This window comes from Acidicapsa dinghuensis, assembly GCF_025685685.1.
Classification (GTDB): domain Bacteria; phylum Acidobacteriota; class Terriglobia; order Terriglobales; family Acidobacteriaceae; genus Acidicapsa; species Acidicapsa dinghuensis.
Genome location: NZ_JAGSYH010000005.1, coordinates 615,639 through 640,931, shown reverse-complemented (window position 1 = coordinate 640,931; position 25,293 = coordinate 615,639). Strand labels below are relative to the sequence as shown.

The 25,293-nt window shown below is 57.6% G+C and carries 20 protein-coding genes; 13 read left to right on the top strand and 7 right to left on the bottom strand.

Translation table 11 applies throughout. From position 1 onward, the window contains the following. The first annotated feature begins 176 nt into the window (after positions 1-176). On the top strand, positions 177-557 hold the full coding sequence (locus tag OHL22_RS17420) for a hypothetical protein (protein ID WP_263340110.1): 381 nt from the start codon (positions 177-179) through the stop codon (positions 555-557). Here the strand turns inward: OHL22_RS17420 and OHL22_RS17415 are convergent. Next, positions 554-1,294 (bottom strand): methyltransferase family protein, encoded by a 741-nt coding sequence (locus OHL22_RS17415; RefSeq protein WP_263340107.1) that lies wholly within the window; start codon positions 1,292-1,294, stop codon positions 554-556. The genes OHL22_RS17420 and OHL22_RS17415 overlap by 4 nt on opposite strands. A 61-nt stretch (positions 1,295-1,355) precedes the next feature. On the opposite strand from OHL22_RS17415, the gene mnmE reads away from it, so the two are divergent. From mnmE to OHL22_RS17395, 4 genes are all read left to right on the top strand, one after another. Then, a complete protein-coding gene (gene mnmE / locus OHL22_RS17410; protein ID WP_263340103.1) occupies positions 1,356-2,813 on the top strand; it encodes a tRNA uridine-5-carboxymethylaminomethyl(34) synthesis GTPase MnmE in 1,458 nt (485 codons plus the stop codon). A 98-nt stretch (positions 2,814-2,911) separates the two neighbouring features. Beyond that, positions 2,912-3,811 (top strand): methylisocitrate lyase, encoded by a 900-nt coding sequence (gene prpB, locus OHL22_RS17405; protein ID WP_263340101.1) that lies wholly within the window; start codon positions 2,912-2,914, stop codon positions 3,809-3,811. Beyond that, positions 3,811-4,965, top strand: coding sequence for a bifunctional 2-methylcitrate synthase/citrate synthase (gene prpC / locus OHL22_RS17400; RefSeq protein WP_263340098.1), 1,155 nt, complete (start codon positions 3,811-3,813; stop codon positions 4,963-4,965). The genes prpB and prpC overlap by 1 nt, the downstream gene beginning before the upstream one ends. Positions 4,966-5,009: 44 nt before the next feature. Next, positions 5,010-6,464: a bifunctional 2-methylcitrate dehydratase/aconitate hydratase gene (locus OHL22_RS17395; protein WP_263340095.1), complete on the top strand. Its 1,455-nt coding sequence runs from the start codon at positions 5,010-5,012 to the stop codon at positions 6,462-6,464. Positions 6,465-6,705: 241 nt separating this feature from the next. Here the strand turns inward: OHL22_RS17395 and OHL22_RS17390 are convergent, their stop codons facing one another. Beyond that, positions 6,706-10,380, bottom strand: a complete 3,675-nt coding sequence (locus OHL22_RS17390) for a TonB-dependent receptor (protein ID WP_263340093.1) — start codon at positions 10,378-10,380, stop codon at positions 6,706-6,708. A gap of 195 nt (positions 10,381-10,575) precedes the next feature. Between OHL22_RS17390 and OHL22_RS17385 the strand changes: the two genes are divergently transcribed. The 3 genes from OHL22_RS17385 to OHL22_RS17375 are packed head-to-tail and all read left to right on the top strand — an operon-like array spanning position 10,576 to position 15,749. Further along, positions 10,576-11,685 carry a LacI family DNA-binding transcriptional regulator gene (locus OHL22_RS17385; protein ID WP_263340091.1) on the top strand — a complete coding sequence of 370 codons (1,110 nt, stop codon included), beginning with the start codon at positions 10,576-10,578 and terminating at the stop codon, positions 11,683-11,685. Positions 11,686-11,702: 17 nt separating this feature from the next. After that, positions 11,703-14,405: a glycoside hydrolase family 2 protein gene (locus OHL22_RS17380; protein WP_263340089.1), complete on the top strand. Its 2,703-nt coding sequence runs from the start codon at positions 11,703-11,705 to the stop codon at positions 14,403-14,405. A gap of 9 nt (positions 14,406-14,414) precedes the next feature. Continuing rightward, a complete protein-coding gene (locus OHL22_RS17375; RefSeq protein WP_263340087.1) occupies positions 14,415-15,749 on the top strand; it encodes an APC family permease in 1,335 nt (444 codons plus the stop codon). An 8-nt stretch (positions 15,750-15,757) separates the two neighbouring features. Here OHL22_RS17375 and OHL22_RS17370 read toward each other — a convergent pair whose 3' ends face one another. The 3 genes from OHL22_RS17370 to OHL22_RS17360 all read right to left on the bottom strand — a co-directional run bounded on the left by OHL22_RS17370 (position 15,758) and on the right by OHL22_RS17360 (position 18,726). Then, positions 15,758-17,137 carry an FAD-containing oxidoreductase gene (locus tag OHL22_RS17370; RefSeq protein WP_263340085.1) on the bottom strand — a complete coding sequence of 460 codons (1,380 nt, stop codon included), beginning with the start codon at positions 17,135-17,137 and terminating at the stop codon, positions 15,758-15,760. A 93-nt stretch (positions 17,138-17,230) separates the two neighbouring features. Beyond that, entirely contained in the window at positions 17,231-17,707 is a 477-nt protein-coding gene (locus OHL22_RS17365) for a hypothetical protein (protein WP_263340083.1), read from the bottom strand. A gap of 119 nt (positions 17,708-17,826) precedes the next feature. Further along, positions 17,827-18,726 carry an Fpg/Nei family DNA glycosylase gene (locus OHL22_RS17360; RefSeq protein WP_263340082.1) on the bottom strand — a complete coding sequence of 300 codons (900 nt, stop codon included), beginning with the start codon at positions 18,724-18,726 and terminating at the stop codon, positions 17,827-17,829. A gap of 106 nt (positions 18,727-18,832) precedes the next feature. On the opposite strand from OHL22_RS17360, the gene OHL22_RS17355 reads away from it, so the two are divergent. From OHL22_RS17355 to OHL22_RS17345, 3 genes are read left to right on the top strand one after another with little or no spacing between them, the layout of a single operon-like run. Further along, positions 18,833-19,903: a galactitol-1-phosphate 5-dehydrogenase gene (locus OHL22_RS17355; RefSeq protein WP_263340080.1), complete on the top strand. Its 1,071-nt coding sequence runs from the start codon at positions 18,833-18,835 to the stop codon at positions 19,901-19,903. After that, positions 19,900-20,691, top strand: coding sequence for an SDR family NAD(P)-dependent oxidoreductase (locus OHL22_RS17350; RefSeq protein WP_263340078.1), 792 nt, complete (start codon positions 19,900-19,902; stop codon positions 20,689-20,691). Before OHL22_RS17355 ends, OHL22_RS17350 begins: the two co-directional genes overlap by 4 nt. A 39-nt stretch (positions 20,692-20,730) precedes the next feature. Continuing rightward, positions 20,731-21,783 (top strand): ComEC/Rec2 family competence protein, encoded by a 1,053-nt coding sequence (locus OHL22_RS17345; protein ID WP_263340075.1) that lies wholly within the window; start codon positions 20,731-20,733, stop codon positions 21,781-21,783. 57 nt (positions 21,784-21,840) lie between these two features. Here the strand turns inward: OHL22_RS17345 and OHL22_RS17340 are convergent, their stop codons facing one another. Beyond that, positions 21,841-23,136, bottom strand: coding sequence for an MFS transporter (locus tag OHL22_RS17340; protein ID WP_263340073.1), 1,296 nt, complete (start codon positions 23,134-23,136; stop codon positions 21,841-21,843). A gap of 120 nt (positions 23,137-23,256) precedes the next feature. On the opposite strand from OHL22_RS17340, the gene OHL22_RS17335 reads away from it, so the two are divergent. Then, positions 23,257-23,517 (top strand): hypothetical protein, encoded by a 261-nt coding sequence (locus OHL22_RS17335; RefSeq protein ID WP_263340070.1) that lies wholly within the window; start codon positions 23,257-23,259, stop codon positions 23,515-23,517. A gap of 37 nt (positions 23,518-23,554) precedes the next feature. Here OHL22_RS17335 and OHL22_RS17330 read toward each other — a convergent pair whose 3' ends face one another. Beyond that, entirely contained in the window at positions 23,555-24,154 is a 600-nt protein-coding gene (locus OHL22_RS17330; protein WP_263340066.1) for an RNA polymerase sigma factor, read from the bottom strand. A 380-nt stretch (positions 24,155-24,534) separates the two neighbouring features. Between OHL22_RS17330 and OHL22_RS17325 the strand changes: the two genes are divergently transcribed. Continuing rightward, positions 24,535-25,293 (top strand): response regulator transcription factor, encoded by a 759-nt coding sequence (locus OHL22_RS17325; RefSeq protein WP_263340065.1) that lies wholly within the window; start codon positions 24,535-24,537, stop codon positions 25,291-25,293.

Here is a 25,293-nt window from a genome sequence, read left to right as displayed (position 1 = left end):
CATTGTGGAGTCGGCGAAAGCTTCGTAGAAACCTCACGCCGACTTAAACGACATCTGTTGTTAAATTTTGCGACTTTAGCCAACGCTGCTGTCTCTATTGAGAAAACCCAGCTCTGCCGGCTGCCATGCATCGTTCGCCGGATTCCAGAGCCAGATTCCCAGAGGAGGATTTGTCCATGAAGATCCTTTCCATCATCGCCCGCATCCTGATCGGGCTTACCTTTCTCGTCTTCGGCCTGAATGGCTTCCTGCACTTCATCCCGGAGCCGCCGATGCCACCCGGCGCCGCCAAGAACTATGTTGAGGCGTTAAGCGCCACGCCCTATCTGCTCGTCGTCTCCGGCATCCAGGTGTTCACAGCGGTGCTCTTTCTCGTCAACCGGTTCGTGCCGCTGGCTCTCACATTCATCGCGCCGGTCATTGTGAATATCCTCATGTTCCATGGGTTCATGGCGCCCGCTGCCATTGGGCCCGGCATCTTTGTCACGGTCTGCTGGTTCATCATCTTCTTCCGGCATCGCGCGGCATTTAACGGCATCTTCGCCGCCAAGTCTTAAGCAACCGGCTGCGCGGGCGTATTGGCAGACGTCATCATCGCCCGCACCACCAGCGAAACGCCAAAGCTGATCAGGACGGCGCGTATAAGCAACTGGGCGTTGTATTGCCAGCTCAGCGCCGCAAAACTCACCAGCACGCCAATCGGGGTCAACTCAGAAAGCGCAGCGCGCACCCACTGCGGCCTCTGACCGCCTTTGGGCACACGGCTGCGCAACGCGGGAAAAAGACGCGGCACAGCTTTGCAGTAGTCAAGGTAGGGCTGGCCAAGCTGCGCGCTGAGAAAAGCCTCTTCGCCGAAGATCAAGCGCAGTACAAACAGGCCGATAAGCACCAGCGCCACCAGAGCGCCCGAGGGCGGCATCAGCATGACGATGGCTACGTTCATCAACATGCTGCCGATATAAAGTGGATTGCGCACGTGCCGGAAAGGGCCATCGGCCATGACAGCTCCAGCCTTCATCTCAGAGTTTGTCACGACACTGTGCCCCAGGTAGGCCGATGCCCAGACACGAAGAACTACTGCAATGGCCGCAGCCGCAATTGCAATGGCCGTTGCGACCTGAATCGCGCTGCTCGCTGGAATCCCAATGCGGCTTAGTTGAAACCCGAGCCACAGCCAAGCCGTGGTGCGGCTGCCAAGCTGAAACCACTCAATCCATGGCGCCCAGAAGCCGAGGAACAGGATGGCAACGCTGATCCATAGCCGCAAACGGAACTCGAGGTGAGTCGCCTTCATTTCGTTTCGTCTCGCATGTCTCCAGAGTAATTGCTGAAGGCCGATTGCCTACAATGACAGAGTGTCCGATCCCTTACTAAACAACAGCGCCGCCAGTGCAGCCGTTGACACCATCGCCGCCGTGTCTACACCACCGGGCCGTGGCGGCATCGGCATTGTCCGGCTGAGTGGCCCAGAGTCCACAACCATCGCAGAGCAGCTGGTGCGCCTGCGCGGACCGCTGGAGCACGCGCGAGCCCGCTTCGCCGAAGTGCTGGACCCAACTGCTGATGAAGATGACACTCAAAGCCGCATTGACGAAGCAGTCGTCACCTTCTTTGCCGCTCCCAACTCCTACACTGCTGAAGATCTGGTGGAGATCGCCTCGCATGGTTCGCCGGTTGTGCTCGACCTGTTGTTGCGGCAGGCGCTTACTCTGGGCGCGCGGCTGGCCGAGCCAGGGGAATTCACGCAACGCGCATTTATTGCGGGCAAGATCGATCTGACGCAGGCCGAGGCGGTACGTGACCTGATCGACGCACAGACACTCGCTCAGGCGCGTCTGGCTGCCAGCCAGATGGGCGGCGCGCTCAGCGCACGCGTCATGCCGTCGAAGCATGCATTGTTGGAACTGATCGCGTTGCTCGAAGCCGGTATCGACTTCGCCGAGGACGATGTGTCGGTTGCGCCGGAGCGGGAGATTCAGCGGCGCATTGGGGCGATCCGCCCACCGCTCACTGAGCTTGAGGCTACCTTCACCCACGGGCGCGTGCTGCACGACGGACTTACACTCGCCATCGTAGGCCGTCCCAACGCAGGCAAGAGCTCGGTCTTTAACGCTCTCGTCGAGCGCGACCGCGCCATCGTCACCGCCATCCCCGGCACTACACGCGATACTGTGAGCGAGCGCATCGCGCTCGGGGGCATTCCGCTGGAACTTGTGGACACAGCCGGTTTACGTGAAGCTGTGGACGAAGCCGAACGGCTGGGCATTGTGCGCAGCCGCCAGGCGCTCGCCGACGCGGCAATCGTGCTGGTCGTCATTGACGCCTCGGAGATTGGCCCGGCAGGTCATCTGCATGAGGAAGACCGCACGATTCTCAACAGTCTTGAAGGTCGCTCTGCATTGATTGCCTGGAACAAATGCGATCTCCTCGACCCCGACACAGAAGACACCTTGGCCGCCGGAATCGAATCATCCGAGCCCGCATTGCTGGCGCACGTTGATCTGCCCGTGATCCCGACCTCTGCAGTAACTGGTCAGGGCATAGCCGAGCTGCGCGAGGCCATCCTCAAACTCGCAACCGGCGGCGCAGCGGCAGAGCCCGGCATGCTCACCAGCCTGCGCCATCATCGCGCCGTCACCCAGGCCATCGAAGGACTCGACGCAGCCTCAGCCGCCGCCACAAACAACATCCCTCATGAGATGGTGCTGCTCGATCTCTACCGCGCACTATGGGCGCTTGATTCGCTCACCGGCCAGACCACACCGGATGACGTGCTAAACCTCATTTTCAGCACCTTTTGCATCGGAAAATAATATCGGGATCCATCCCGCCCCATTTGATTCCACTTCTTCTGAACGGCCCGCAGACATCGACCAGATGCAAAACGAAGCTGCTAAGATAGCAGGTTCTTATGGATACACGGCAAAACACAGAGACCGCTGGATTCAAGTTGCGTACCGCTGTAAGCGCAGAGCACCCGCTCCAGATCATCGGAGCCATCAACGCGTACCATGCCCGCATGGCAGAGCGCGTCGGCTATCGCGCCATCTATCTCGCTGGCGGCGGTGTAGCAGCCGGCTCGCTCGGCGTTCCCGATCTCGGCATCTCCGAGCTTGAAGACGTGCTCGTAGACGTGCGGCGCATCACTGCAGTCTGCTCACTGCCCCTGCTGGTCGATATCGACACCGGCTTCGGAGGAGCCTTCAACATTGCCCGCTCCATCCGCTCGCTGATTCGCGCAGGCGCCGGCGGCTGTCACATTGAAGATCAGGTACAGGCCAAGCGCTGCGGGCACAGGCCGGGCAAGGCCATCGTTTCTAGTGAAGAAATGGTGGACCGCATCAAGGCCGCTGTTGATGCAAGAACCGATGAGAGCTTCGTCATCATGGCGCGCACCGACGCATTGGCCAACGAGGGCCTCAACGCGGCGCTCGATCGCGCAGCCGCCTGCGTCGAGGCCGGCGCAGACATGGTCTTTCCCGAGGCCGTAACAGAGCTGAGCCAGTACAAAGCATTCGTGGATCGCACGCAGGTTCCAGTGCTAGCCAACATCACTGAGTTCGGAGCGACGCCGTTATTTACGCTCGACGAGCTGCGCAGCGTGGGCGTAGCCATAGCGCTCTATCCGCAGTCGGCGTTTCGAGCCATGAACGCCGCCGCGCTCAAGGTCTACCAGGCCGTTCGGCGGGATGGCACGCAAAAGAATGTGCTCGATACCATGCAGACCCGCGCAGAGCTATACGACTACCTCGGCTATTACGCATTCGAGCAGAAACTCGATGAGCTGTTCGCGCAGGAGAAGGAAAAATAATGGGAACGGAGCCGGTAGCAGGATTTAAACCCAAGAAGTCTGTAGCACTTTCCGGCGTTCCGGCTGGAAACACTGCGCTATGCACCGTAGGCCGCAGCGGCAACGATCTGCATTATCGCGGATATGACATTCTCGACCTCGCAGCGCGGTGCGAGTTCGAAGAGGTTGCCTACCTGCTTCTCTACGAGAGACTGCCAAACCGCGAGGATCTCGAAGCCTACAAGCGCCGTCTACGCTCCATGCGTGGTCTGCCGCAGTCCGTGCGAACAGCTCTCGAACAACTGCCAAAGACTGCGCATCCCATGGACGTACTGCGCGCAGGAGCCAGCGTGCTTGCAACGCTAGAACCGGAGCCGCAGCCCTATTCGGCCCAGTCAGGACGCGGCATCGCCGACCGCCTCATGGCTCTCTTCGGCTCCATGCTGCTCTACTGGTACTACTTTGCCAATTCCGGCCGGCGCATCGAAACTGCAACCGACGATGACTCCATCGGAGGACACTTCCTGCATCTTCTGCACGGCAAGCCACCCTCAGACGAGTGGGTCCGCGCCATGCACGTTTCGCTCATTCTCTATGCCGAGCACGAGTTCAACGCATCCACTTTTACCGCGCGCGTCATCGCAGGAACAGGCTCGGATATGTTTTCCGCTATCGCCGGCGCAATCGGCGCGCTCAAAGGGCCCAGACACGGAGGCGCCAATGAAGTGGCTCTGGAGATTCAGGAACGCTACACTTCACCGGACGAAGCAGAGAACGATATTCGCGCACGCGTAGCCGCAAAAGAGGTCATCATCGGCTTCGGTCATCCTGTTTACACCATCGCCGATCCGCGAAACGTGGTCATTAAGAAGGTCGCACACGATCTCTCCGAAGCGGCGCGAGACCTGAAGACCTACGACATTGCCGAGCGGATCGAAAGCGTCATGTGGGAGACCAAAAAGATGTTTCCCAACCTCGACTGGTTCTCAGCCGTCAGTTATTACATCATGGGTATACCAACCGCGATGTTTACGCCCATTTTCGCCATCGCGCGCACCAGTGGATGGGCTGCGCATGTGATGGAGCAGCGCGTGGACGGCAAAATCATCCGCCCCAGCGCCAACTACACCGGACCGGAAGACGTTCCCTTCGTGCCCATCGAGCAACGCAGCTAGGAATTTTTCAGCAACACCAACCCGTCATCAGACGAAAGAAATACATGTCCAGCCATATCTCCAACGTACGGCCTGAATTCGATCAGGTCATCCGCGACATCGCCGATTATGTTCTGGATTACACCATCCAGAGCAGTCTTGCCTACGAAACTGCGCGCTATTGCCTTCTCGACACGCTGGGCTGCGGCCTGCAGGCGCTCGATTTTCCCGCATGCACCAAGCTGCTTGGACCCGTCGTGCCGGGTCTTACGATGCACCTGGGCGCTCGCGTTCCCGGCACAAGCTTCGAGCTCGACCCCGTAACCGCCGCTTTCAACATTGGCACGATCATTCGCTGGCTCGACTTCAACGACACCTGGCTGGCAGCCGAGTGGGGCCATCCCAGCGACAACCTCGGCGGCATTCTCGCCGTGGCAGACTGGCTGACAAGAAACGATCATCCGCTCACCATGCGCGATGTGCTGACCGCAATGATCAAGGCCCACGAGATCCAGGGGTGCCTTGCGCTTGAGAATTCTTTCAACAAGGTAGGCCTCGATCACGTTGTGCTGGTCAAGGTTGCCTCCACTGCGGTGGTAGCCGGGCTTCTCGGGCTCACACGCGAGCAGACACACAGCGCAATCTCGCTCGCATGGGTTGATGGACAATCTCTCCGAACCTATCGCCACGCTCCCAATACGGGTTCGCGCAAAAGCTGGGCCGCCGGAGATGCCACGTCCAGGGCAGTCAGGCTGGCACTGATCGCAAAGACCGGCGAAATGGGTTATCCCAGCGTACTCACCGCAAAAGCGTGGGGATTTTATGATGTCTCCTTCAAAGGGCAGCCATTCCATTTTCAGCGCCCTTACAGCAGCTACGTAATGGAAAACGTGCTCTTCAAAATTTCATTTCCTGCCGAGTTCCACTCCCAGACCGCAGTAGAAGCGGCGATGAAACTGCACCAGCAGCTCGCCGCCATCGGAAAGACAGCAGCCGATATTGCGCGCGTCACCATCCGCACGCATGAGGCCTGCATCCGCATCATCGATAAGCAAGGACCGCTCAATAATCCCGCGGATCGAGACCACTGCATTCAGTACATGGTGGCGATTCCGCTCATCTTCGGCAGGCTCACCGCGGAAGATTATGAAGACGTGGTCGCAAAAGATGCCGTATGGGGCAGGCGGATTGACCAGCTGAGAGCACGCATCCATTGCGTCGAAGATCCGCAATACACGGCGGACTATTACAACCCGGAGAAGCGTTCTATCGCCAATGCCCTGACGGTGGAGCTGAACAATGGCGCCGTCCTTCCGGAGGTCTCCGTCGAATATCCTCTCGGCCATCGGCTGCGACGCGGGGATGGAATCCCTCTGCTCATGGAAAAATTCAGGAACAATCTCGCTCGCAGAATTCCCGAAGAGAACAGGCAGAAGATTCTGGCCCTGTCTTCGGACCAGACGCAACTGGAGGCAACATCCGTCAGCAACTACGTAAGTCTTTACAACGTAACTTCCTAGGATGTCCCGGAGTATCCGCTGCTCCACAGAGCCAAATATGTCTGTTGTGATATATCCAAATCAGGCTTTTAGCCCCGCATGCATAAAAGCGGATAAATCTACGCAATGCCAAGCCATGTAGCATCTGTGCGTTATTACTTTTCTGGCTTGACAAGCCTTCTTCTCGCCGCATGCTGGCGTCCCGAATGTTCCACGAGGAGCAATTGTGGAACATTCGCGCCGTGTGCAACCATCTGTCGGCTTAGAAGGTAAACCGGCCGCCAAACTGGAACTGACGCGGCGTGTTCACCGTGGTCTGGACCAGGCCGATGTTATCCGGAACCGTAAGGCTCGGTGTATTGGGGATACCGAGCTGCGCACGGTTGAAGATGTTGTAGGAAGAGACATCGATTCGAATCTCACGCTTCTCGCCTAACTCGAATTTTTTGTACAGCGAAATGTCTACGTCCTGCGCTCCCATGGTGCGAAGGCTGTCGATATACGCCGGTGCGGTGCCCGCAACAAACGGGCTCGACGGGAACGAGAAGCAGTTGAAATTGAACCACTGCGCTGCGGTATGTGGAGCACCCTGGCGCGGATCGCAGGTCATGTCGGCGCGCTGGTTGAAGTAAGAGATGTTCGCTCCCACGGTCGGCGCGGCGATCGGGATACCTGTGCTCAGATATACGATCGCATTGGCCGTCCATCCGCCGAGAACCTCATTGGCGGCGCCATTCAGCGGAAGAGCGCGCTGCTTGCCCACGGGCAGATCGTACGAGACTTCACCGGTGAATTGATACTTCACATCCTGCGGGCTGATGGAGTGCTCATAGTTCAGATTCCTCCAGTCTTGCGCCGCACCAAGATGCGCGCCGACAAAACCAAGCGGAGGATTGCCGTTATCGGTGATCAGCTTGGCCCAGGTAAAGCTGGCCAATGTCGTGAAGTGACTGGTCAGCTTTTTCTGCAGTTTGGTTTGCAGCGAGCTATAGTCCGAGTCGCCGCCTGGGTAGCCATGCACATTGACGCCGTTGCCGCCGCCGTAGCTGCCGTTGCCAAACTGCGGGAACTGCTGCAGCGATACCCACAGCGGCACAGTCGCCGTGCCATAGTTGGCGTTGGTGGAAGGCTGAATCGGAGCCCATGTGTTTGTCACCATCTGGCAGGCAGCGTTGGAAGGATCGACGCAGAGCGAATAGCCATACTGCGCGATAGTTCCGAGATCAAGCTGGTTGTAGTCGACCACTCCAAACGGAATGAAGAGGCCGCGGCTGCCGACATAGGCAGTGCTCAGGACGATCTGATGCGGAAATTCGTATTCCCAGCCGAAGTTGAAGTTGTATGTCGTCGGCGTGCGTTGTGAATGCAGCACAGTGTTGAGCGTGGTGCCGAGATTATTACCGAGGCCGGTGGGATTGGAAAGAAGCTGTACTACTCCGTTGGGGAATGGATTGCTGAGTGAATAGGGCCCGGCATAAAGACCTGAGGCGTTATTGGAAACAACCGGGCTGCCACCGGCTGCACCTACGCAGCCAGCAGTGCCGTTGTATACCGTGTTGCCATCGGCGTTGTAGCAGGTTGCGTTCCATGTGGTCTGCGAGGCGAAGCCATCGCTGTTGAGTCCGGCGCTGGCCACCATCTGCGTGCTGGGGCCGTAGTAGTAGCCAGCTCCACCGCGAACGATGAAATGCTCGGAAGGTTGCCACGAGAAGCCGAGACGCGGGCCAAAGTTGGTGAGATTAGAGTTATATGGCGACGGGCTTCCACTGGTTACATACTGCTCAGCGCCGGTGTATTGCACGCCACTCACGGTGTTGGTTGCAGTTTGATTCAGGAACTCAAGGCGATTGTGGCGCTCGGTGCGTCCACCGAAGATATCCCAGCGCAAACCAGCGGTGATGGTGATCTTCTTTGTTGGATGGTAGGTGTCTTCAATGAAAGCTGCGTAGTACGGGCTCTCTTCCGCTGCGAAAATATCCTTGGTAAAACTTGGATAGCCATCGGACTCGCTGCCCGGCGTCGTGCCCATGCCTAATAGGAACGAAGCAAAGTCGCTGCCGCCAACAAGATTCTGTGCGCCCGTAGCCTGGTCGGTTGCCGAGATATCGAAGCCGTATGCACCGGAGGCAGCGGGCGGCTGACCTACGTTGAGGAATCGCTTCATCCATTCGAAGCCTGCGCTGATCTCATGCTTACCGAAGATCTTGGTGATGGTTGCGTTAGCGTCGCTGTTTTCGCTGGCGTACTGGAAAGTGTTGTAATCAGCGGTACCACCGACACCGCTGCCGGAGTCATTGAACAATACGAATGGAAGCAGCTTGTAGACCTCTTGTGCTGCAAGATAGGACGGGAAACCAATGGAGGTGATATCGAAGCCTACCTGGCGCGGATCGCCGCCCTGGTTTTCATAATGGCGCGTAAAGCTGTAGCGAAGCTGCAGCACGGTTGTCGGGCTCAGCGTGAGATCGTCGGCTACAAGAATGTTGCGGCCGTTGGTGACGTTCTGCGCGTAGTTCAGATCCCACATATTGCCGAAGGCGTTGTATGTGGAATTAAAGAGGCGATCGAAGGAGAAGCGGCCGAAGATGCGCTGTTTCTCGCTTTGATTCCAATCGATGCGCGCATCGAAACGTTGCGCTGTGGTTGGATCGAGACCGGGTGCAAAGAAGTTGTTCGTGATGTCATCAGAAGCCGTGTCGCAATCCGCACCCGGAATATTGCTCATGTTACACTTCGGCATCTCAGATAGAAACTTCTGCGCGATGGGGCTGATGTTGGTGATCTTGTTGTCTGCGAATGCCTGGCGTGTGCCGTCAGCGTTATCAGGTTGCGTGGGATCGTAGATGGTGAAAGGGTCAGCGGAAAAATCACCATTGCGCTCGGGTGTGGTTGGCACGGTAAACAGATTGGATCCGTCGTACAGCTCCTGCTGTGTTGCCTCATAGTCGCCAAAGAAGAAGAGCTTTCCACGCTTGATAGGACCACCGATGGATCCACCTTCCTGATAACGATGAAAGGATGGTGGTGTGTTGGCGAGGCCCTGACTTATCTGGCTCTGCTTGTTGAAGTATTCGTTAGATGCAAGCACGTCCGGACGGAAGACTCCGAAGGCGTCGCCATGGAATGCGTCTGTGCCGGATTTACTCACGAGGCTGATGACGCCTGCTCCTCCGCTCAGATAAGAGGCCGGTGTGTTCTGTGTTTCGACACGCACTTCGTCGACTGCGTCTTCGGGAATATCGAGTGCGGGAATGATGGCTGCGGCGTTATTTTCGGCAATGCCCACAGGGCTGCCATCAACCATGTAGTAAACAGATCCGACGATGGCTCCGTTGATGGTGTAAGAGGAAACATCGACGCCAGGACGGCCACTGGAGATGTTGGTGATGGCAAACGAGCTGGATGAATTAGGAGCGCCGTTGGCGGGTGTTACGCCTGCGCTGAGCTGAACAAGATCGTAGACGTTGCGTGTGAGTAACGGCACGCGATCGATGGTGTCGGCGGAGATGAGCTGGCCTACGGTGGAGTTGCTGGTTTCAGCAAGATCGGTGGTCTCGTTTACGGTAACGATTTCACTGGCGCTGCCGACACGAAGAGAGATATTCACTTCGATAGTCTGATCGACGATGACGCTTACATGCTCCCGCACAACGCCTTGAAATCCATTTGCAGTTGCTTTGACTTCATAATCGCCAGGCGAGAGAGATATGAAGGAATACAGGCCGGCTGCGGTTGTGACGGTGGTTTGCGTTATTCCAGTAGCGTGATTGAGCAGCGTCACGGAGGCGTTTGGAATGACGGCTCCGGAAGGATCGCTGATGAGTCCGTTGATGCTGCCGCGACCTGCCTGAGCCATTAGGAGGTGTGGCAAGCAGCCGATGAGAACGAGGATGGATAACAGGCATCTAAGCGTGCCGAAATAAGAATTTTTTATCATGGAGGCCTCCAATCCTTGACATTCAAACGTTTGAATATTAGAACTGCAAATCTAGGAGCAAACAATCTGAATGTCAAGGGAAAAGTCTGACGGTATGTTTCGCGGATCATACTCTGCACGTTTCCGAGGATTTTTCTAAGGTAGCTATTTGAAATCGCTAATGAACACGGGGATGTAGCAGGAGAGAGGAGCGCCATGGGCCAACGGAGATCCGGACACGTAACGTTGCTGGATGTGGCGCGGGCCTGCGGCTTCTCGGTATCGACGGTTTCAATTGTGCTGAGCGAAGCGCCGCTCTCGCAGAATGTGGCAGCGAGCACGCGCGAGCAGATCCGCACGATGGCGCAACAGCTTGGTTATCATCCCGATGCGTATGCGCGGTCGTTGCGAAGCAGGCGCAGTCAGACGATTGCTGTGCTTGCGTACGATCTTTCCGACCCTTTCTGCATCCCGATTGTGCGTGGTATTCAGGCGGGGCTGCATCCAGCGGGATACCTGCCGCTGCTGATGGACACACAGACGCAGCGCAGGCTTTTTGACACTTATCTGAAGATGGTTTTAGAGCGGCGCGCCGAAGGCGTCATTGTCATTGCAAGCTGGATCTTTGAAGAAACCAATCTGCTGGCCGACATCGAAAAGAATCATGTGCCGATTGTGATTCTGGGCCGTGATTTGACTGGACGAAACGTGAGTTCGGTTCTCGTGGATAACGAAGCCGGCGGCATGCTGGCGATGCGGCATCTGATCGATCTTGGACATCGCCGTATTGGCGTAATCCGTGGACCGCAGGAGTTGTTTGACAGTGAGCCGCGATGGGTTGGGCTGCAGAAAGTGGCGGCTGAAGCCGGAGTACGCATTGATCCGAGGCTGGTGTTTCAATTGCCGAACCTGGTCGATCCGATGTCAGGCTTTGAAGGAGGCCTGAATTTTGCGAAGCAGATGCTGGCTACGGGACTTCCTTTCACCGCTGTGCTGGCATTTGACGACCTGACCGCGTTGGGCGCTGTGCGCGGACTGACAGACTCGGGAGTGCGAGTGCCTGCAGACTGCTCGGTGCTGGGCTTTGATGATGTGTTGCCTGCGGTTGTCGCTACGCCGGGAATGACAACGATACGGCAGCCATTGAAAGAGATGGGACTACTTGCGGCGGAGGGAGTGCTGAAGGCGATTCAAGCGCGCGAAAAAGGCACTCGATTTGCGGCAGAACTGCATACGGTTATGCCGGAGCTGATTGTTCGTATGTCGACAGCACGACCGGTTATTCGCAATCGAAAACGCTCCGCAGAAACGAGAGAAGAAGGATGAAGAAGCAGGAGAATCACATGATTGACCATCAATTGAAACGATTGAATAGGACGCTGCCTTCGTTGCGGATTTGCACGGAAGCGGTGATTGCTTTCGCTCTTTGCTGCATTGCTACATCGCTCAGCGCGGAGACTTCAACTGCGCTGCAGAATGGATGGCGTCTGCAGTCTGCCTGCAAGATACAGGCTACAGGGGAAGCGATTACGTCGAAGAGCTTTGCTACAGATGGATGGATTGAGACTTCGGTGCCGAGTACGGTGCTGGCGGCGCAGGTGAAGGCCGGTGTGGTGCCCGATCCGTACTACGGTGACAATCTGCGGCATCTCGATGGTGTCTCGTATCCAGTCGGACATAACTTCTCTAATCTGCCGATGCCCGATGACAGTCCGTACAAATGCGGATGGTGGTATCGCACGGAATTTGCCGTGCCCGCCGCGACGGAGCATGAGGCGAGGACGTGGCTGCATTTTGGCGGCATCAACTACCGCGCTGAAATCTGGGTGAACGGGCATCGCGTTGCTGATGAGACGACAGTCGCCGGGGCATATCGCACCTATGACTTCGACGTGACGGAGTGGGTGAAGCGCGGCGAGAAGAATGTACTGGCGGTGGAGACGTTTGCACCAACAGAGAAGGATCTCGGCATCAACTGGGTCGATTGGAATCCGTGCCCGCCGGATAAAGACATGGGGCTTTGGGGTGGTGTAGACCTGGTGACCACCGGTGCGGTGACGGTGCGATCGCCGCTGGCTGTTACGCACTTTACAGACGACTCACTGACGACGGCCGAGCTCACCGTGTATGCGGAACTGCATAACTCAACGAATGAAGCGGTGAAGGGAGTAGTGTCAGGAACGGCCGCGGGCGCGAAGTTTGAGCAGGCAGTAGAGTTGGCTCCGCATGAGGACCGCACGGTGGTGTTTACACCAGAGAAGTTTGCGACGCTGAAGGTTCACGGTCCGAAGATTTGGTGGCCGTATCAGATGGGCGAGCCTCATCTGGAGAAGCTGACGGTGAGCTTCGCGGCACAGGGCAAGCAGACGGATGAACAGAGTGTTGACTTTGGCATTCGTGAGATTACGGCTGAGCACACGGTGGATGGATACGAGCTATTTCGCGTGAATCACAAGCGGATTCTGGTGCGCGGTGCGGGATGGTCGCAGGATATGCTGCTGCGCACGGAAGATCACCGGCTGCGTGATCAGCTTGAGCTGGTGAAGGCGATGAATCTGAATACGATTCGCCTTGAAGGCAAGCTGGAGGTTGAGGAGTTCTTTCATCTTGCGGATCAGCAGGGCATTCTCGTGATGCTGGGGTGGTGTTGCTGCGATCACTGGGAGCACTGGAAGGATTGGAAGCCGGAGGATCTGACGATTGCCACGGCTTCGCTACATTCACAGATGCTGCGGTTGAGGCAGCATCCGAGTTTGCTGGTGTGGCTGAATGGCAGCGATAATCCTCCACCGGCAAATGTGGAGAGTGCGTATCTGCAAGTAGAAAAGGAGACGCACTGGCCTAATCCGATTTTGTCTTCCGCCTCGGGAACGCCGACTACCGTAACAGGCGCGAGTGGCGTGAAGATGATGGGGCCGTATGACTACGTGGCGCCGAGCTACTGGTATGTGGATAAGCACAATGGCGGTGCGTATGGATTCAACACGGAGACAAGCCCTGGACCTGCGATTCCGTCACTGGCGAGCCGCAAGAAGTTTCTGACCGATCCGGAAGCATGGCCTCCGACGGCGGACTGGGAGCTGCATAATGGCGGCGGCGGTTTTGCGACGCTAAAGGTTTTCGATGGAGCGATGGAAGCCGTTTATGGCAAGCCGCAGTCGGCGGCGGAGTATGAGCGTATTGCGCAGACGATGGAGTACGACTCGGAACGCGCGATGTTCGAGGCGTATGGGAAGAACAAGTACACATCGACCGGTGTGATTCAGTGGATGCTGAATAACGCGTGGCCGTCGATGATCTGGCATTTGTATGACTACTATCTCGATGCCGGCGCGGGATACTTTGCAGCGAAGAAGGCGTGTGAGCCGGTACATATTCAGTATTCATACGACGACGAGTCGGTTGTGGTGGTGAACAGCACTTATGCAACGGTAGAGGGCCTGCATGCGAGTGTGGATGTGCACGATTTGAACTGGAAAGAGCTTTACTCGGCACAGCGCGATCTTACGGCAGGCGTGGACAGCTCTCAGCGTGTTTTTGAAATTCCTGACAAATTGTTTAAGGATGCAGAGCGTACTTTTTTCATCGATCTGAAGCTGACGGATGCTAATGGGAAGATGGTAAGCCGGAACTTTTATTGGGTGCCGGCAGTGTTGACATCGTTTGACTGGAACGAGACGAACTATACGCATACACCGGCGTATCGGCATGAGGATTTGACAGCGCTGGCGCATCTGCCGGCGGCGAATGTGACGGCTACAGCTGAGACTGTGAGCACGGCGAAGGGGCGCGAAGTTCGCGTGCACTTGAATAACGGTTCGGGCAATCTGGCGTTCCAAGTGCACGCGGCGATTCGGACGGCATCGGATGATCTGGTTGCTCCGGTTTTCTGGTCGGACAATTGGATTGAGCTGACGCCTGGAGAATCTACGGTGCAGACGGCGTTGTTGCCCGAGAATGCTCCAGCCGATGTGAAGGTGATTGTAGATGGATGGAATGTTGCATCCGCTACGCTGACACCCACTGCAGCGATGGCGGCTAAATAAGAGGCGCTGATGGCAACCGAGACCACGCAGAGCACGACCATTGGGCTGAAGCGCAGTTTGCGCTTCCGGGATCTGGTGCTGTACGGGATCATTCTGATACAGCCGACGGCGCCGATGCCGAGCTTTGGCGTGATCTATAACGAGGCGCATGGGCATGCTGTAACGGCCATACTACTGGCGATGGTGGCGATGCTGTTCACCTCGGTCAGCTATGGCCGCATGGCGCGTGCGTATCCGCATGGCGGCTCTGCGTTTTTATATGTGGGGAAGGAAATTCATCCGAGCCTGGGTTATCTGACGGGTTGGTGCCTGGTCATGGATTATGTGTTGAATCCGCTGATATGCACGATCTGGTGCAGCCGGGCTGCGATGAATTTTTTGCCGCAGGTGCCGTATATTGCGTGGGCCGTATTCTTTGCGATTCTCTTTACGATGCTGAACTGCAATGGGGTGGAGACATCGGCGCGCATCAATGCGGTGATGGCGGCGGTGCTGGGACTGGTGATTGTGGTGGTGTTGTTTGCAGCGGTGCGATGGCTGCTGCACATGACGAATCAGGGAGCGGAATTCTGGATAAGGCCGTTTTATGATCCAGCGACTTTCAATACTTCGGGGTTGCTGCGAGGTACGTCGATTGCGGTGCTGACGTATATCGGATTTGATGGCATATCGACGCTGACGGATGAGGCGAAGGACCCGGCGCGGAGTGTGCCGCGGGCGATTGTGCTGACGTGCTTCATCACTGGCGTGCTGGCGAGCATTGAGGTGTATGCGGCGCAGTTGACGTGGCCGCTGGGCAAGGCGTTTCCGGACCTCGACACGGCGTATGTGTATGTCTCGGAGCATATCGGTGGGCCGGTGTTGTTTCTGATTGTGAATGCTGCGCTGCTGCTGGCTAACATGGGATCGGGGATGGCTTCACAGCTTGGCGCGGCACGATTGCTGTATGCGATGGGACAGGATGGGGCGCTGCCGAAGAAGTTCTTTGGCGCGGTGCATCCGAAGAATCAGATTCCGCGCAACAACGTGTTGTTGATTGGGGCGATCTGTCTGGTGGGTGCGCTGGTATTCAGCTATCAGCTTGGAACGGAGTTGCTGAACTATGGCGCGCTGCTGGCTTTTATGGGCGTAAATCTCTCTTCGATGCTGCGCGGGTGGCGCAGCGGGCGCATGGCGCAGTGGTTTCCGATGCTGCTGTCGCTCGGTGGACTCGTAACATGCGCGCTGCTGTGGGTCAGCCTTGGCACGCTGGCGCGATATGTTGGGACCGCGTGGGCGCTGACCGGTATCTTGTTGTGGCTGGCGCGACGACGGTTTACTGCGCTACCGAATGAAGCCGTGTAGCGAGTACTTCAGGCCAGAGGTTTGAGGTCGCCGAGAACTGTTGGGATAAGTTCCGATACCGTCGGGTGAATGTGCACGGCGCGTTGCAGTGTGGTGTAAGGCTGACGCGAGTACATGATGTCGAGGATGCAGTGGATGGCTTCGTCGCCGCCCGTGCCGAGGATCGATGCGCCGAGGATGTGCTTGGTTTCGGCGTCGACGAGGATCTTCATGAAGCCTAGGCTTTCGCCCTTCTCGACGGCGCGGCCAACTTTGGTCATGGGACGCGTGCCGATGAGAACGGGACGGCCGGTATTGCGGACTTCGGTTTCGGTCATTCCAACGCGGCCCAATGGCGGATCGGTGTAGAGGTTGTAGGCGGTGATGCGATCGCTGACGCGACGCGGATCGTTGTCGAGCAGATTTGCTGCGACGATTTCGAAGTCGTTATAGGAGGTGTGAGTGAAACCGCCCTTTCCGTTACAGTCGCCCATGGCCCAGATATGCGGAACGCTGGTGCGAAGCTGGTCATCGACCTGAATATAACCGTGTTCGTCGATAGCGACACCAGCGGCTTTGAGGCCGAGATCGTCGGTGTTGGGAATGCGACCCACGGCGAGGAGAACATGGGAGCCATGAACTTCAGGCGCGCCGTCATCGCAGGTGACATGGACGCAGATGCCATCGCTGGTTTTGGCGAAGGCGATGCATTCTGAGTTGCAGCGAACATGGATGCCTTCGGCTTCGAGAATTTGTTGGATGCCTTCTGAGATGTCAGGATCTTCGCGTCCGGTTAAACGTGGTCCCATTTCGACGATAGTGACTTCGCTGCCGAAGCGGCGGAACATCTGTCCGAACTCGAGACCAATATAGCTGCCGCCGACTACAACCAGGTGGCGTGGCAGCTCGCGCAGTTGCATCATGGATGAATTGGTAAGAAAGCTGATTTCCTTGATGCCTGGCATATCGGGTACGCGCGCACGGCCGCCGACATTGATGAAGATGCGGTCCGCGGAAATGGTCTGATCGGCGAGCTGAACCTCATGATCCGAGAGAAAACGAGCTTGTTCGTGAAAGACGGTGCAGTTCTCCATGCCGCGCAGCCACTTTTCAATGCCGACACGAGATTTGGCGGAGATGGCTTCTTTGCGATCCTGGACCGCATTGAGATCGACTTTGACTGGGCCGGGAATCTGAACGCCGAACTCTGCTGCCCGCTGTGCCATGCGGGCGGCGTAGGCGCTTGCGACCATGGCTTTGGTGGGGATGCAGCCGGTGTTGACGCAGGTGCCGCCGAAGAGATTACGCTCGATCATGGCGATGCGCTGGCCTGCGGCGGTAAGGCGTCCAGCGAGGGATGGGCCGGCCTGGCCTGCCCCGATGATGATGGCGTCAAAGTGTTGGCTCATAATTCTCTCTGGCTAGAGAGATGCTTGGCTGGGCGGCTCTGTTGCGTGGGAACGGGGCTGCGGACAGAAAAATCACGCAGCCCCCTGTCCTGGTTAGAAGTGATGGTGCTTGAGGCGGTCAATGATGTGATCGACGAGATGGTTTGCTCGCTCGATGTGATCGAGTGCGCGATGCTTGAGTCCGCGAGCATAGCCATCGTCTTCTGACTGATTGACATCGCGCCATGCCGCGTTACCTGCTTCGCGTGCATTGCGGAAACGGTTCTCGGGCAGGATCCGCGCGTCGATGGGCGGATGGAAGGATAGAGGCTTGCCATCGTCGATGGATGCCCGGCGGATCTCTTGCATGGCTGCATCAATCTCATTGATCGCCTGTTGCTGTTCATCGTCGATATGCTCGTCGGGCGTAAGGCGGTCAAGGTAACCGCGCATCAGACGCAGATCACTCAGAGCACGGAGATATTCAGGGTGACGGCCAGGCATCTGCGCTTGGGCATGTGCCGTGGATGCTCCAAGGGTGACTGCCGCTGCGAGCGCCATCACCGCAAAAATAGTCTTACGGACTTTCATGGATAGCTTTCCTCCAGTTGTTGCTGGTGTTGCCAGTGCGTGCCGGACAGTATCGCACGCCCGGTGATGAATGGAACACCCAGAATGATGAAAAGGTTGCGGTGGAGACTGCAGCGAAATCACCGGCGCTTGAGAGCTTCGAGCTCGTCGAGGGTGCGGGGCCAGTCTGATTTCATAAGGCGCGAGAGACTTCGATCGGCGAGGAGCTTGCCGTTGGTCTGGCAGCGGGCGCAGTAGTCGGTTTCATTATCGGCGTAGCGGATACGCTGGATCTTTTCACCGCAGCGCGGACATGGCTGCTCAAATTTGCCGTGGACGGCCATCTCGGGCCGAAAAGCCGTGACCTTTTCCGGAAAAGACTTCGCTGCTTCGGCGTTGAGACGGTCGATCCAGAGCTGAAGCGTGGAACGCGTGGCGTTATAAAGGCGCTCGGATTCTTCCGGCGTGAGCTTTTGCGTGAGCGTAACTGGCGAGAGCTGTGCAGCGTGAAGGATCTCATCGGAATAGGCGTTGCCGATGCCGCTGAAGATGCGCGGATCGGTAAGAGCCCGCTTGAGGGTGCGATTTTCAGTCCGCAGAGCGTTGCGAAATGCATCAAGGTCGCTTTCGAAGACTTCGACGCCGCCGGGATTCATCTGATCGAGCGCGGCTTCGCCCTGCACGATATGGAGTGAGGCGCGGCGTTTCGAACCGGCCTCCGTAAGAACCAACGAGCCGTTGGGAAAATCGAAGGAGGCCAGCTGATTGCGTCCGCCGATCTTCGCTGGGGCGGCCTTCCAGTGGAGGCGGCCCGCGATCATAAGGTGCAGGACAAGCCACAGATCGTCTTCGACGCCGATGGCGATGCGTTTGCCAACGCGACGAATCTCACGGACGAGTTTGTCTTCCGTAGCGGAAACGGGAGGGCGCGCTGTACGCAGGAGGGATGGCCCGTTGATGCGAACAGCCTCAAGACGCTGGCCGAGGATGCGCGACTCGATGGCAGAGATGTAAGCCGTGATATCGGGCAACTCGGGCATGGGTATCATCCTTGACGATTGCGCCGGGAAATGCAACCTGTCCTGTTGGGTGAAGAGTCCGCGCTACCGCAGGTTGTAGACTGGCTTGCGAGGTCGGGTGCGGACGATGAAGGCGTTACTTCTGTCGGAATACAGCAAACTGGATGTGGCGGATTTGCCGCGGCCTGCGGCGGGCGCGGGCGAGGTACTGGTGCAGGTGGCGGCCTGCGGCATCTGCGGGAGCGATGTGCATGGCTATGACGGATCGTCGGGACGGCGGATTCCTCCGTTGGTGATGGGGCATGAAGCGGCGGGTATTGTGGCTGGCGTAGGTGAGGGAGTGTCACGGTTTGCGCCCGGCGATCGCGTGACCTTTGATTCGACGGTCTACTGCGGTTCATGTGAATTTTGCGCTCAGGGGCTGGTGAATCTCTGTGATCAGCGGCAGGTGATTGGGGTTTCGACTCCGGATTTTCGCCGGGCTGGAGCTTTTGCGGAATTCGTAACGGTGCCGGAGCACATTGTCTACAAGCTGCCTGAGGCGATGGGCTTCAGTGAGGCGGCAATGCTGGAGGCTGTTTCGGTTGCTCTGCATGCCGTAAACGTAACGGAGCTGAAGGGCGGCGAGACGGCGCTGGTATTGGGCGCGGGCATGATCGGATTGCTGACGCTGCAGGCGGCAAAGGCGCTGGGATGCAGACGCGTGTTTGTGGCGGATGTGGACGCGACGCGACTGAAGCTGGCGAGCGATCTGGGCGCCGACGCAACGATTCTGGCATCGGGTGATGCGATGGTGCAGGAAGTGTTGAAGCTGACGAATGGGCGCGGCGTGGATGTGGTGATGGAGGCAGTGGGGCGCGATGAAACGGTCGCGGCTAGCATTGATGCGGTGCGCAAGGGCGGGACGGTAACGCTGATCGGCAACATTACTCCGCAGGTAACGCTGCCGCTGCAGAAGGTAGTTTCGCGGCAGATACGGCTGCAGGGATCGTGCGCTTCGTGCGGAGAATATCCGCAAGCGATGGAGTTGATTTCGAATGGCAAGATTCGCGTGGCGCCACTGATTACGGCGGTGGCTTCGCTGCACGATGGAGCTCGGTGGTTTGAGCGGCTGCACTCGCGCGAGCCGAACCTGATGAAGATTGTGCTTGATCCGCGGATGGATGCGGCGACAAACGTGAGCGGCGGTGGGCAATGACGAAGTCGATCTTTGATTTGAGCGGGCAGACCGCAGTTATCACCGGAGCGAGCCGGGGGTTGGGCCAGTATTTTGGGCGTGCCTTGGCACAGGCTGGAGCGGACCTGATTGTGACCAGCCGCCACGCCGATGCGCTTGCGCCTTTCGTTACCGAGATTGAGGCGATGGGACGCAGGGCCCTGCCGCTGGAGCTGGATGTACGAGACCATGACAGCATCGTGCGCTTTGGCGCGGCTGTCGAGAAGGCTAGCGATCAGGTTCATATTCTTGTGAACAATGCAGGCTGCAATGTGCGCAAGCCGGCGCTGGATGTGCAGTGGGAAGACTGGAACCTGGTGCTGGATACGAACTTGCGTGGGAGCTTCTTTGTGGCCCAGCAGATTGCCAGAGGGATGGTGCAGCACGGGTATGGGCGCATCATCAATATCGGGTCAGTGACGAGTGTGGCGGGGTTTGCAGGGCTTGGCCCGTATTGCGCGAGTCGTGGTGGGATCAAACAGTTGACGATGAGCCTGGCCGATGACTGGGGCAAATATGGCGTAACCGTGAATTGTCTTGCGCCGGGCTGGTTTAAGACAGATCAGAACAAGATTCTGTATGAAGATCGCGAGTGGGTGGAGTATCTGATGGATCGTATTCCGCTGAAGCGACATGGCGAACCGCATGATCTGGACGGTGCGATTGTGTTTCTGGCATCGGAAGCGAGCCGGTATGTGACAGGCCAGACGCTGCTGGTGGATGGCGGTGTTTCAACAGGCGCGACGCGGGCTACGGCGCGAAAGGTTTAGCAGATTCAATAAACGAGTTCAATATGCGAGGCGAAGAAAATGAACAGGATGCGATGTGCGCGTTTTTGTGTGGCGCTGCTGGCTGCGGCGGCGATGGGAGTTTCGGTCTGTCAGGCGCAGGTGGCGACAACGGACCGGCTTCGGATTTTCTTCATAGATGTCGAAGGTGGGCAATCGACACTGTTTGTGACGCCTGAGGGTCACTCCCTATTGATCGATGCGGGCTGGCCGGGAAATAAGAGGCGTGATGCCAACCGCATTGTTGCGGCGGCGCACCAGGCAGGATTGACGAAGATCGACTATGTGCTGATTACGCATTATCACGTGGATCATGCGGGTGGTATTCCGGCGCTGGTGGAGCGGATTCCGGTAGGAACATTTATCGACCATGGACCGAATCGTGAGTTCGATAAGGGCATTACGGAGAAAGACTACTCGGATTATCAGAAGGTGCTGGATTCGGGGATGTATCAGAACATTCATCCCAAACCGGGCGATGTGCTGCCGATTGAGGGGTTGAAGGCGACGGTGATCAGCTCGGATGGAAATCTAATTGAGAACGCGTTGCCTGGCGGTGGCGAACCGAACCAGTATTGCAAGGAGTCCGAGACGCGGGCGGCGGATCAGACGGAGAATTCACGGTCGCTGGGGATCGAGATTCAGTTTGGCAAGCTGAAGATTCTGGATTTAGGCGATCTGACCTGGGATAAGGAGATGCAGTTGATGTGCCCGGACAACAGGCTCGGGCATGTGGACATTCTGATTGTGTCGCATCATGGGTGGTACCAGAGTTCGAGTCCTGCGCTGGTGGATGCGATTCATCCGCGAGTGGCTATTATGGACAATGGCGCGAAGAAGGGTGGATCAACGCCGACGCTGAAGACGATCAAGGCGATTCCGGGGCTTGAGACGCTGTGGCAGCTGCATTACTCCGAAGAGGGTGGTCCGGAGAACAACACGGACCGTCAGTACATCGCTAATGTCGAAGGCGAGGATACCGGGCTTGGACTGGAGCTGGATGCGATGAAGGATGGCAGCTTTGCGGTGATCAATTCGCGTACGGGTGCGGCTAAGGCTTATCCGGCGAAGTAAGAAATCAGACTCGGTTACGAAGATGGCGGCTTGTTTGCAGGCCGCCGTTTTCTTTTGCTACGCAGTTTCCGGGAACATGGGCTCGATACGGCCGAGCAGAAATGCGTAAGCTGCAACGCCGATTGCGAGATAGATGCCGGCGAGTGCGAATGGCCATGCGAAGGAATGCAGCCGCTGGACAAAATAGCCCGTGATGATGGGCGCGGCGATGCCTGAGACCTGATTGGAAAAGTTGATGATGCCGCCGACGCTGCCTACGGAGCTGCGCGGCGCGATGAGCGACGGCACCGACCAACCGATGGGCGAGGCAGCAGAGAGTCCGCTGATGGAGAGGGTGATCCAGAGGAGCGCAGAGATGTGGCTGGTGGGATGGGCTGCGCCGAGAATGCCGACGCCACAGGCCATGCCGCCGATGAGGATGGCGCGACGCACGCGGCTTGGGTTCCAGCCGCGCTGGATGAGGTAGTCGGCGAGCAGACCGCCGACGAGAAGATCGGAAACAGTCGCTACCAGCCATGGAAAGCCTGTGTAGAGAAACGCGTGCGTTAGATCCATGTGGAGTTGGATCGACAGGTAGCCCGGCAGCCAGGTCAGAAGCAGGTAGAAGACCCAGTTGTAAGAGCCCATGCCGAGGACCATGGCGATGACTTTGGGCTGACGAAGGAGAGTCCAGAGCGGGAGCGGGGTGGCCTGGTCGGATTCCGACAGAGTATGCGCCGTGGCGCTCGACTCGATGTAGGCGCGTTCCTGCGGCGTGAGCTCGCGGTCGTCATGCGGGTCGCGATAAATGGCGTTGAAGAGAACGAGAAAGAGCAGGCTGATGAGGCCAGTGGCGGCGAAGCTCCAGCGCCAGCCGATACGCAGGAGAAGAAAACCGAGAATTGGAACGCCGATAGCGGAGGAGAATTTGGCAGCCGAATCGAAAAGTGCGGTGGCAAAGCTGCGCTCATGTTTTGGGAACCAGCGGCCGACGGCTTTGGCATTGGCAGGGAAGGTTGGCGATTCGCCGATGCCGAGCAGGAAGCGCGCACCGAAGAGTGCGGTGATGCTGGTGGAGATTGACGCGGCGAAGGAAGCGAGGCTCCAGAGGAAGATGCTGACGCGGCCCACGCGCCGAATGCCGAACTTGTCGAGCACGATGCCGATGGGAAGTTGGCAGAGGGCGTAGGTGAAGTTGTAGGCGCTCGATAGATAACCGAAGGTGATGCTGGAAATGCCAAATGCGGTGAAGAGGGCGGCTTGCGATACGGAGAGATTGACGCGGTCGAAGTAGTTGACCAGCACGCCGAGACCGAGCAGCCAGCCGATGCGCCAGCGCCGTCGTGGGACCGGTTGAAGAGAGTCGAGGGGCATCCGTGCTCTGAATCGAGTGGCGCTGATCGGACCTTCTCATCGTACACGCTGACGTGGAAATGTGAATCTGCATGCAGACTCGAGCGGTTTCAACGCTAATGCAGGTGAGGAGAAAGAATGATGAGCGGCGTGAATGACTGGTTGAGCACGGAAGCCTTTGATGTAGAAGAGACGGAAACGTATCACAAGGATGCCGCAGGTGTGCCGTTTGGGCGGATGCATGCTGAGTGGCTGCAATTTAAGGCAAAGCAACAGCCGGGGGATCTGCTGTGCAGCTTCAGTACTCCGCGTGACTATTGGCAGCACTGCGCCGGACGCGCGGGTTATGCGTGGGTTCGTAACGGTGAGATTGTGGAAGAGTTTGTAACGCTGATGAATTGATGCGCCGTAGGGGACGGTCCACGGCGAATCTGGCTTTTTATGCGGCGCCGAGGGCGGGACGCATTGGGCTGAGCAGTGCGGCGAGCTGAGCGCGGCCGCGGTTGGTGCGCGACTTGACGGTACCTTCAGGGATGCGCAGACGGTGCGCAATCTCCTGATTGTCGAATCCGTGGACGAAGCGCATGGTGACGACATCGCGCATTTCCGGTGAGATCTTCCTGACGGCGTTGGTGACGATGCCGGTGATCTCACTGGTAACCGCCATATCGTGTGGCGTTGGCCGAGTGTCGGGAATGCGCTGCGCCATCGGTAACGCGCCATCGTCCTGGCGCTTGTCGCTGATGGTGTCGATGGACTCGGTGAGACGATCCTGCCCGGTGCGGCGGTAGCGATCGACGCGCTGATTGCGGGTTACGGTTGCGATCCAGCCTTTGAGCTCGCCACGAGAGGGATCATAGCTGCCGAGATTCATCCAGATTTTCAAGAAGGCATCCTGTACCAAATCTTCAGCGTCCTGTGTGGAACCGCAGAAGAGATAGCAGATGCTGTAGACCAGACCTCGATATTCTTCGACTAATTTGGCCCAGGCGTCATCGTCGCCTTTGAGGCACATTTGCACCAGTTCACCCTGGCTCATTGAGGCTCTCCTTGCCGGCTCCCCAGAAGTCCGGCGGGTTAGAGAAAAAAGGAGCGATTCGGGCACATGAGACTCGCTTGTTGGCATATCTGGACTGGCTGGCTTCTAGGCCATTCCAGCCGTATCGCCCCAGGCTCGACGCAACGTATTCTGAACTACCTCGTCGTTGCCTGAAGCTATGACACCATCGGGCTTAAAGGTGTGCAGTCATAAAGAGTCACGAATCGTAAAGAAGTGTCAAAACTGGGAAATTGCGGCGTTACAATTCATTACCGCGAGCGAGCCACGATTGGAGTACAACGAGAGTTGTGCCTCCGTTCGATTCCAACCGAAATATATCAACGGAGCAGTAAACGGATTTAGCACAGGGGTTTTGAGCTTTGGAACCTGTTTTGCTGGTGGATGACGATATCGAGCTTTGTTCCATGCTGGAGGACTATCTGGCGCGGCATGGGTTTGCTGTCACCACCGAGCACCATGGCGAACTTGGATTGCATCGGGCGCTAACGGGCGAATTTGCGATTGTGCTGCTGGATGTCATGCTGCCGGGACTGGATGGTTTTGAGGTGCTGCGGCGCCTGCGGACCAGTTCGCAGGTGAACGTGCTGCTACTGACGGCTCGCGGCGACGATGTGGACCGGATCGTTGGCCTTGAGATCGGCGCGGATGACTATCTGCCCAAGCCGTTTAATCCGCGCGAGTTGCTGGCGCGGGTGCGGGCGATACTACGGCGCAGCGCGGCAGCAAAACCAGCCAAAGGCGCGAAGAACGCGATCAAACATTTATCCGTGGGTGGAATTGAGCTCGACACCGGTGCGCGTACTGTCACCTGCAATGGTGTTGAGCTGGATCTGACAAACGTGGAGTTTGAGCTTCTGGGCGCACTGATGGAAGCTCCGGGGCAGATTTTGACCCGTGAGCATCTGACCGAAGTGGTGCTGGAGCGGCGGTTTAACCCTTTTGACCGCAGCCTTGACATGCACATAAGCCGGTTGCGGCGAAAGATGGATGATGCCGCCGACATGGGCGACCAGATCAAGACGATCCGCTCGGCGGGATATCAGCTGGCTGTGCCAATTGCCCACTCTGTCTCATCCGATACGCCGGGTGCGCAACACTTTACCGGACGGGAAAGCTAA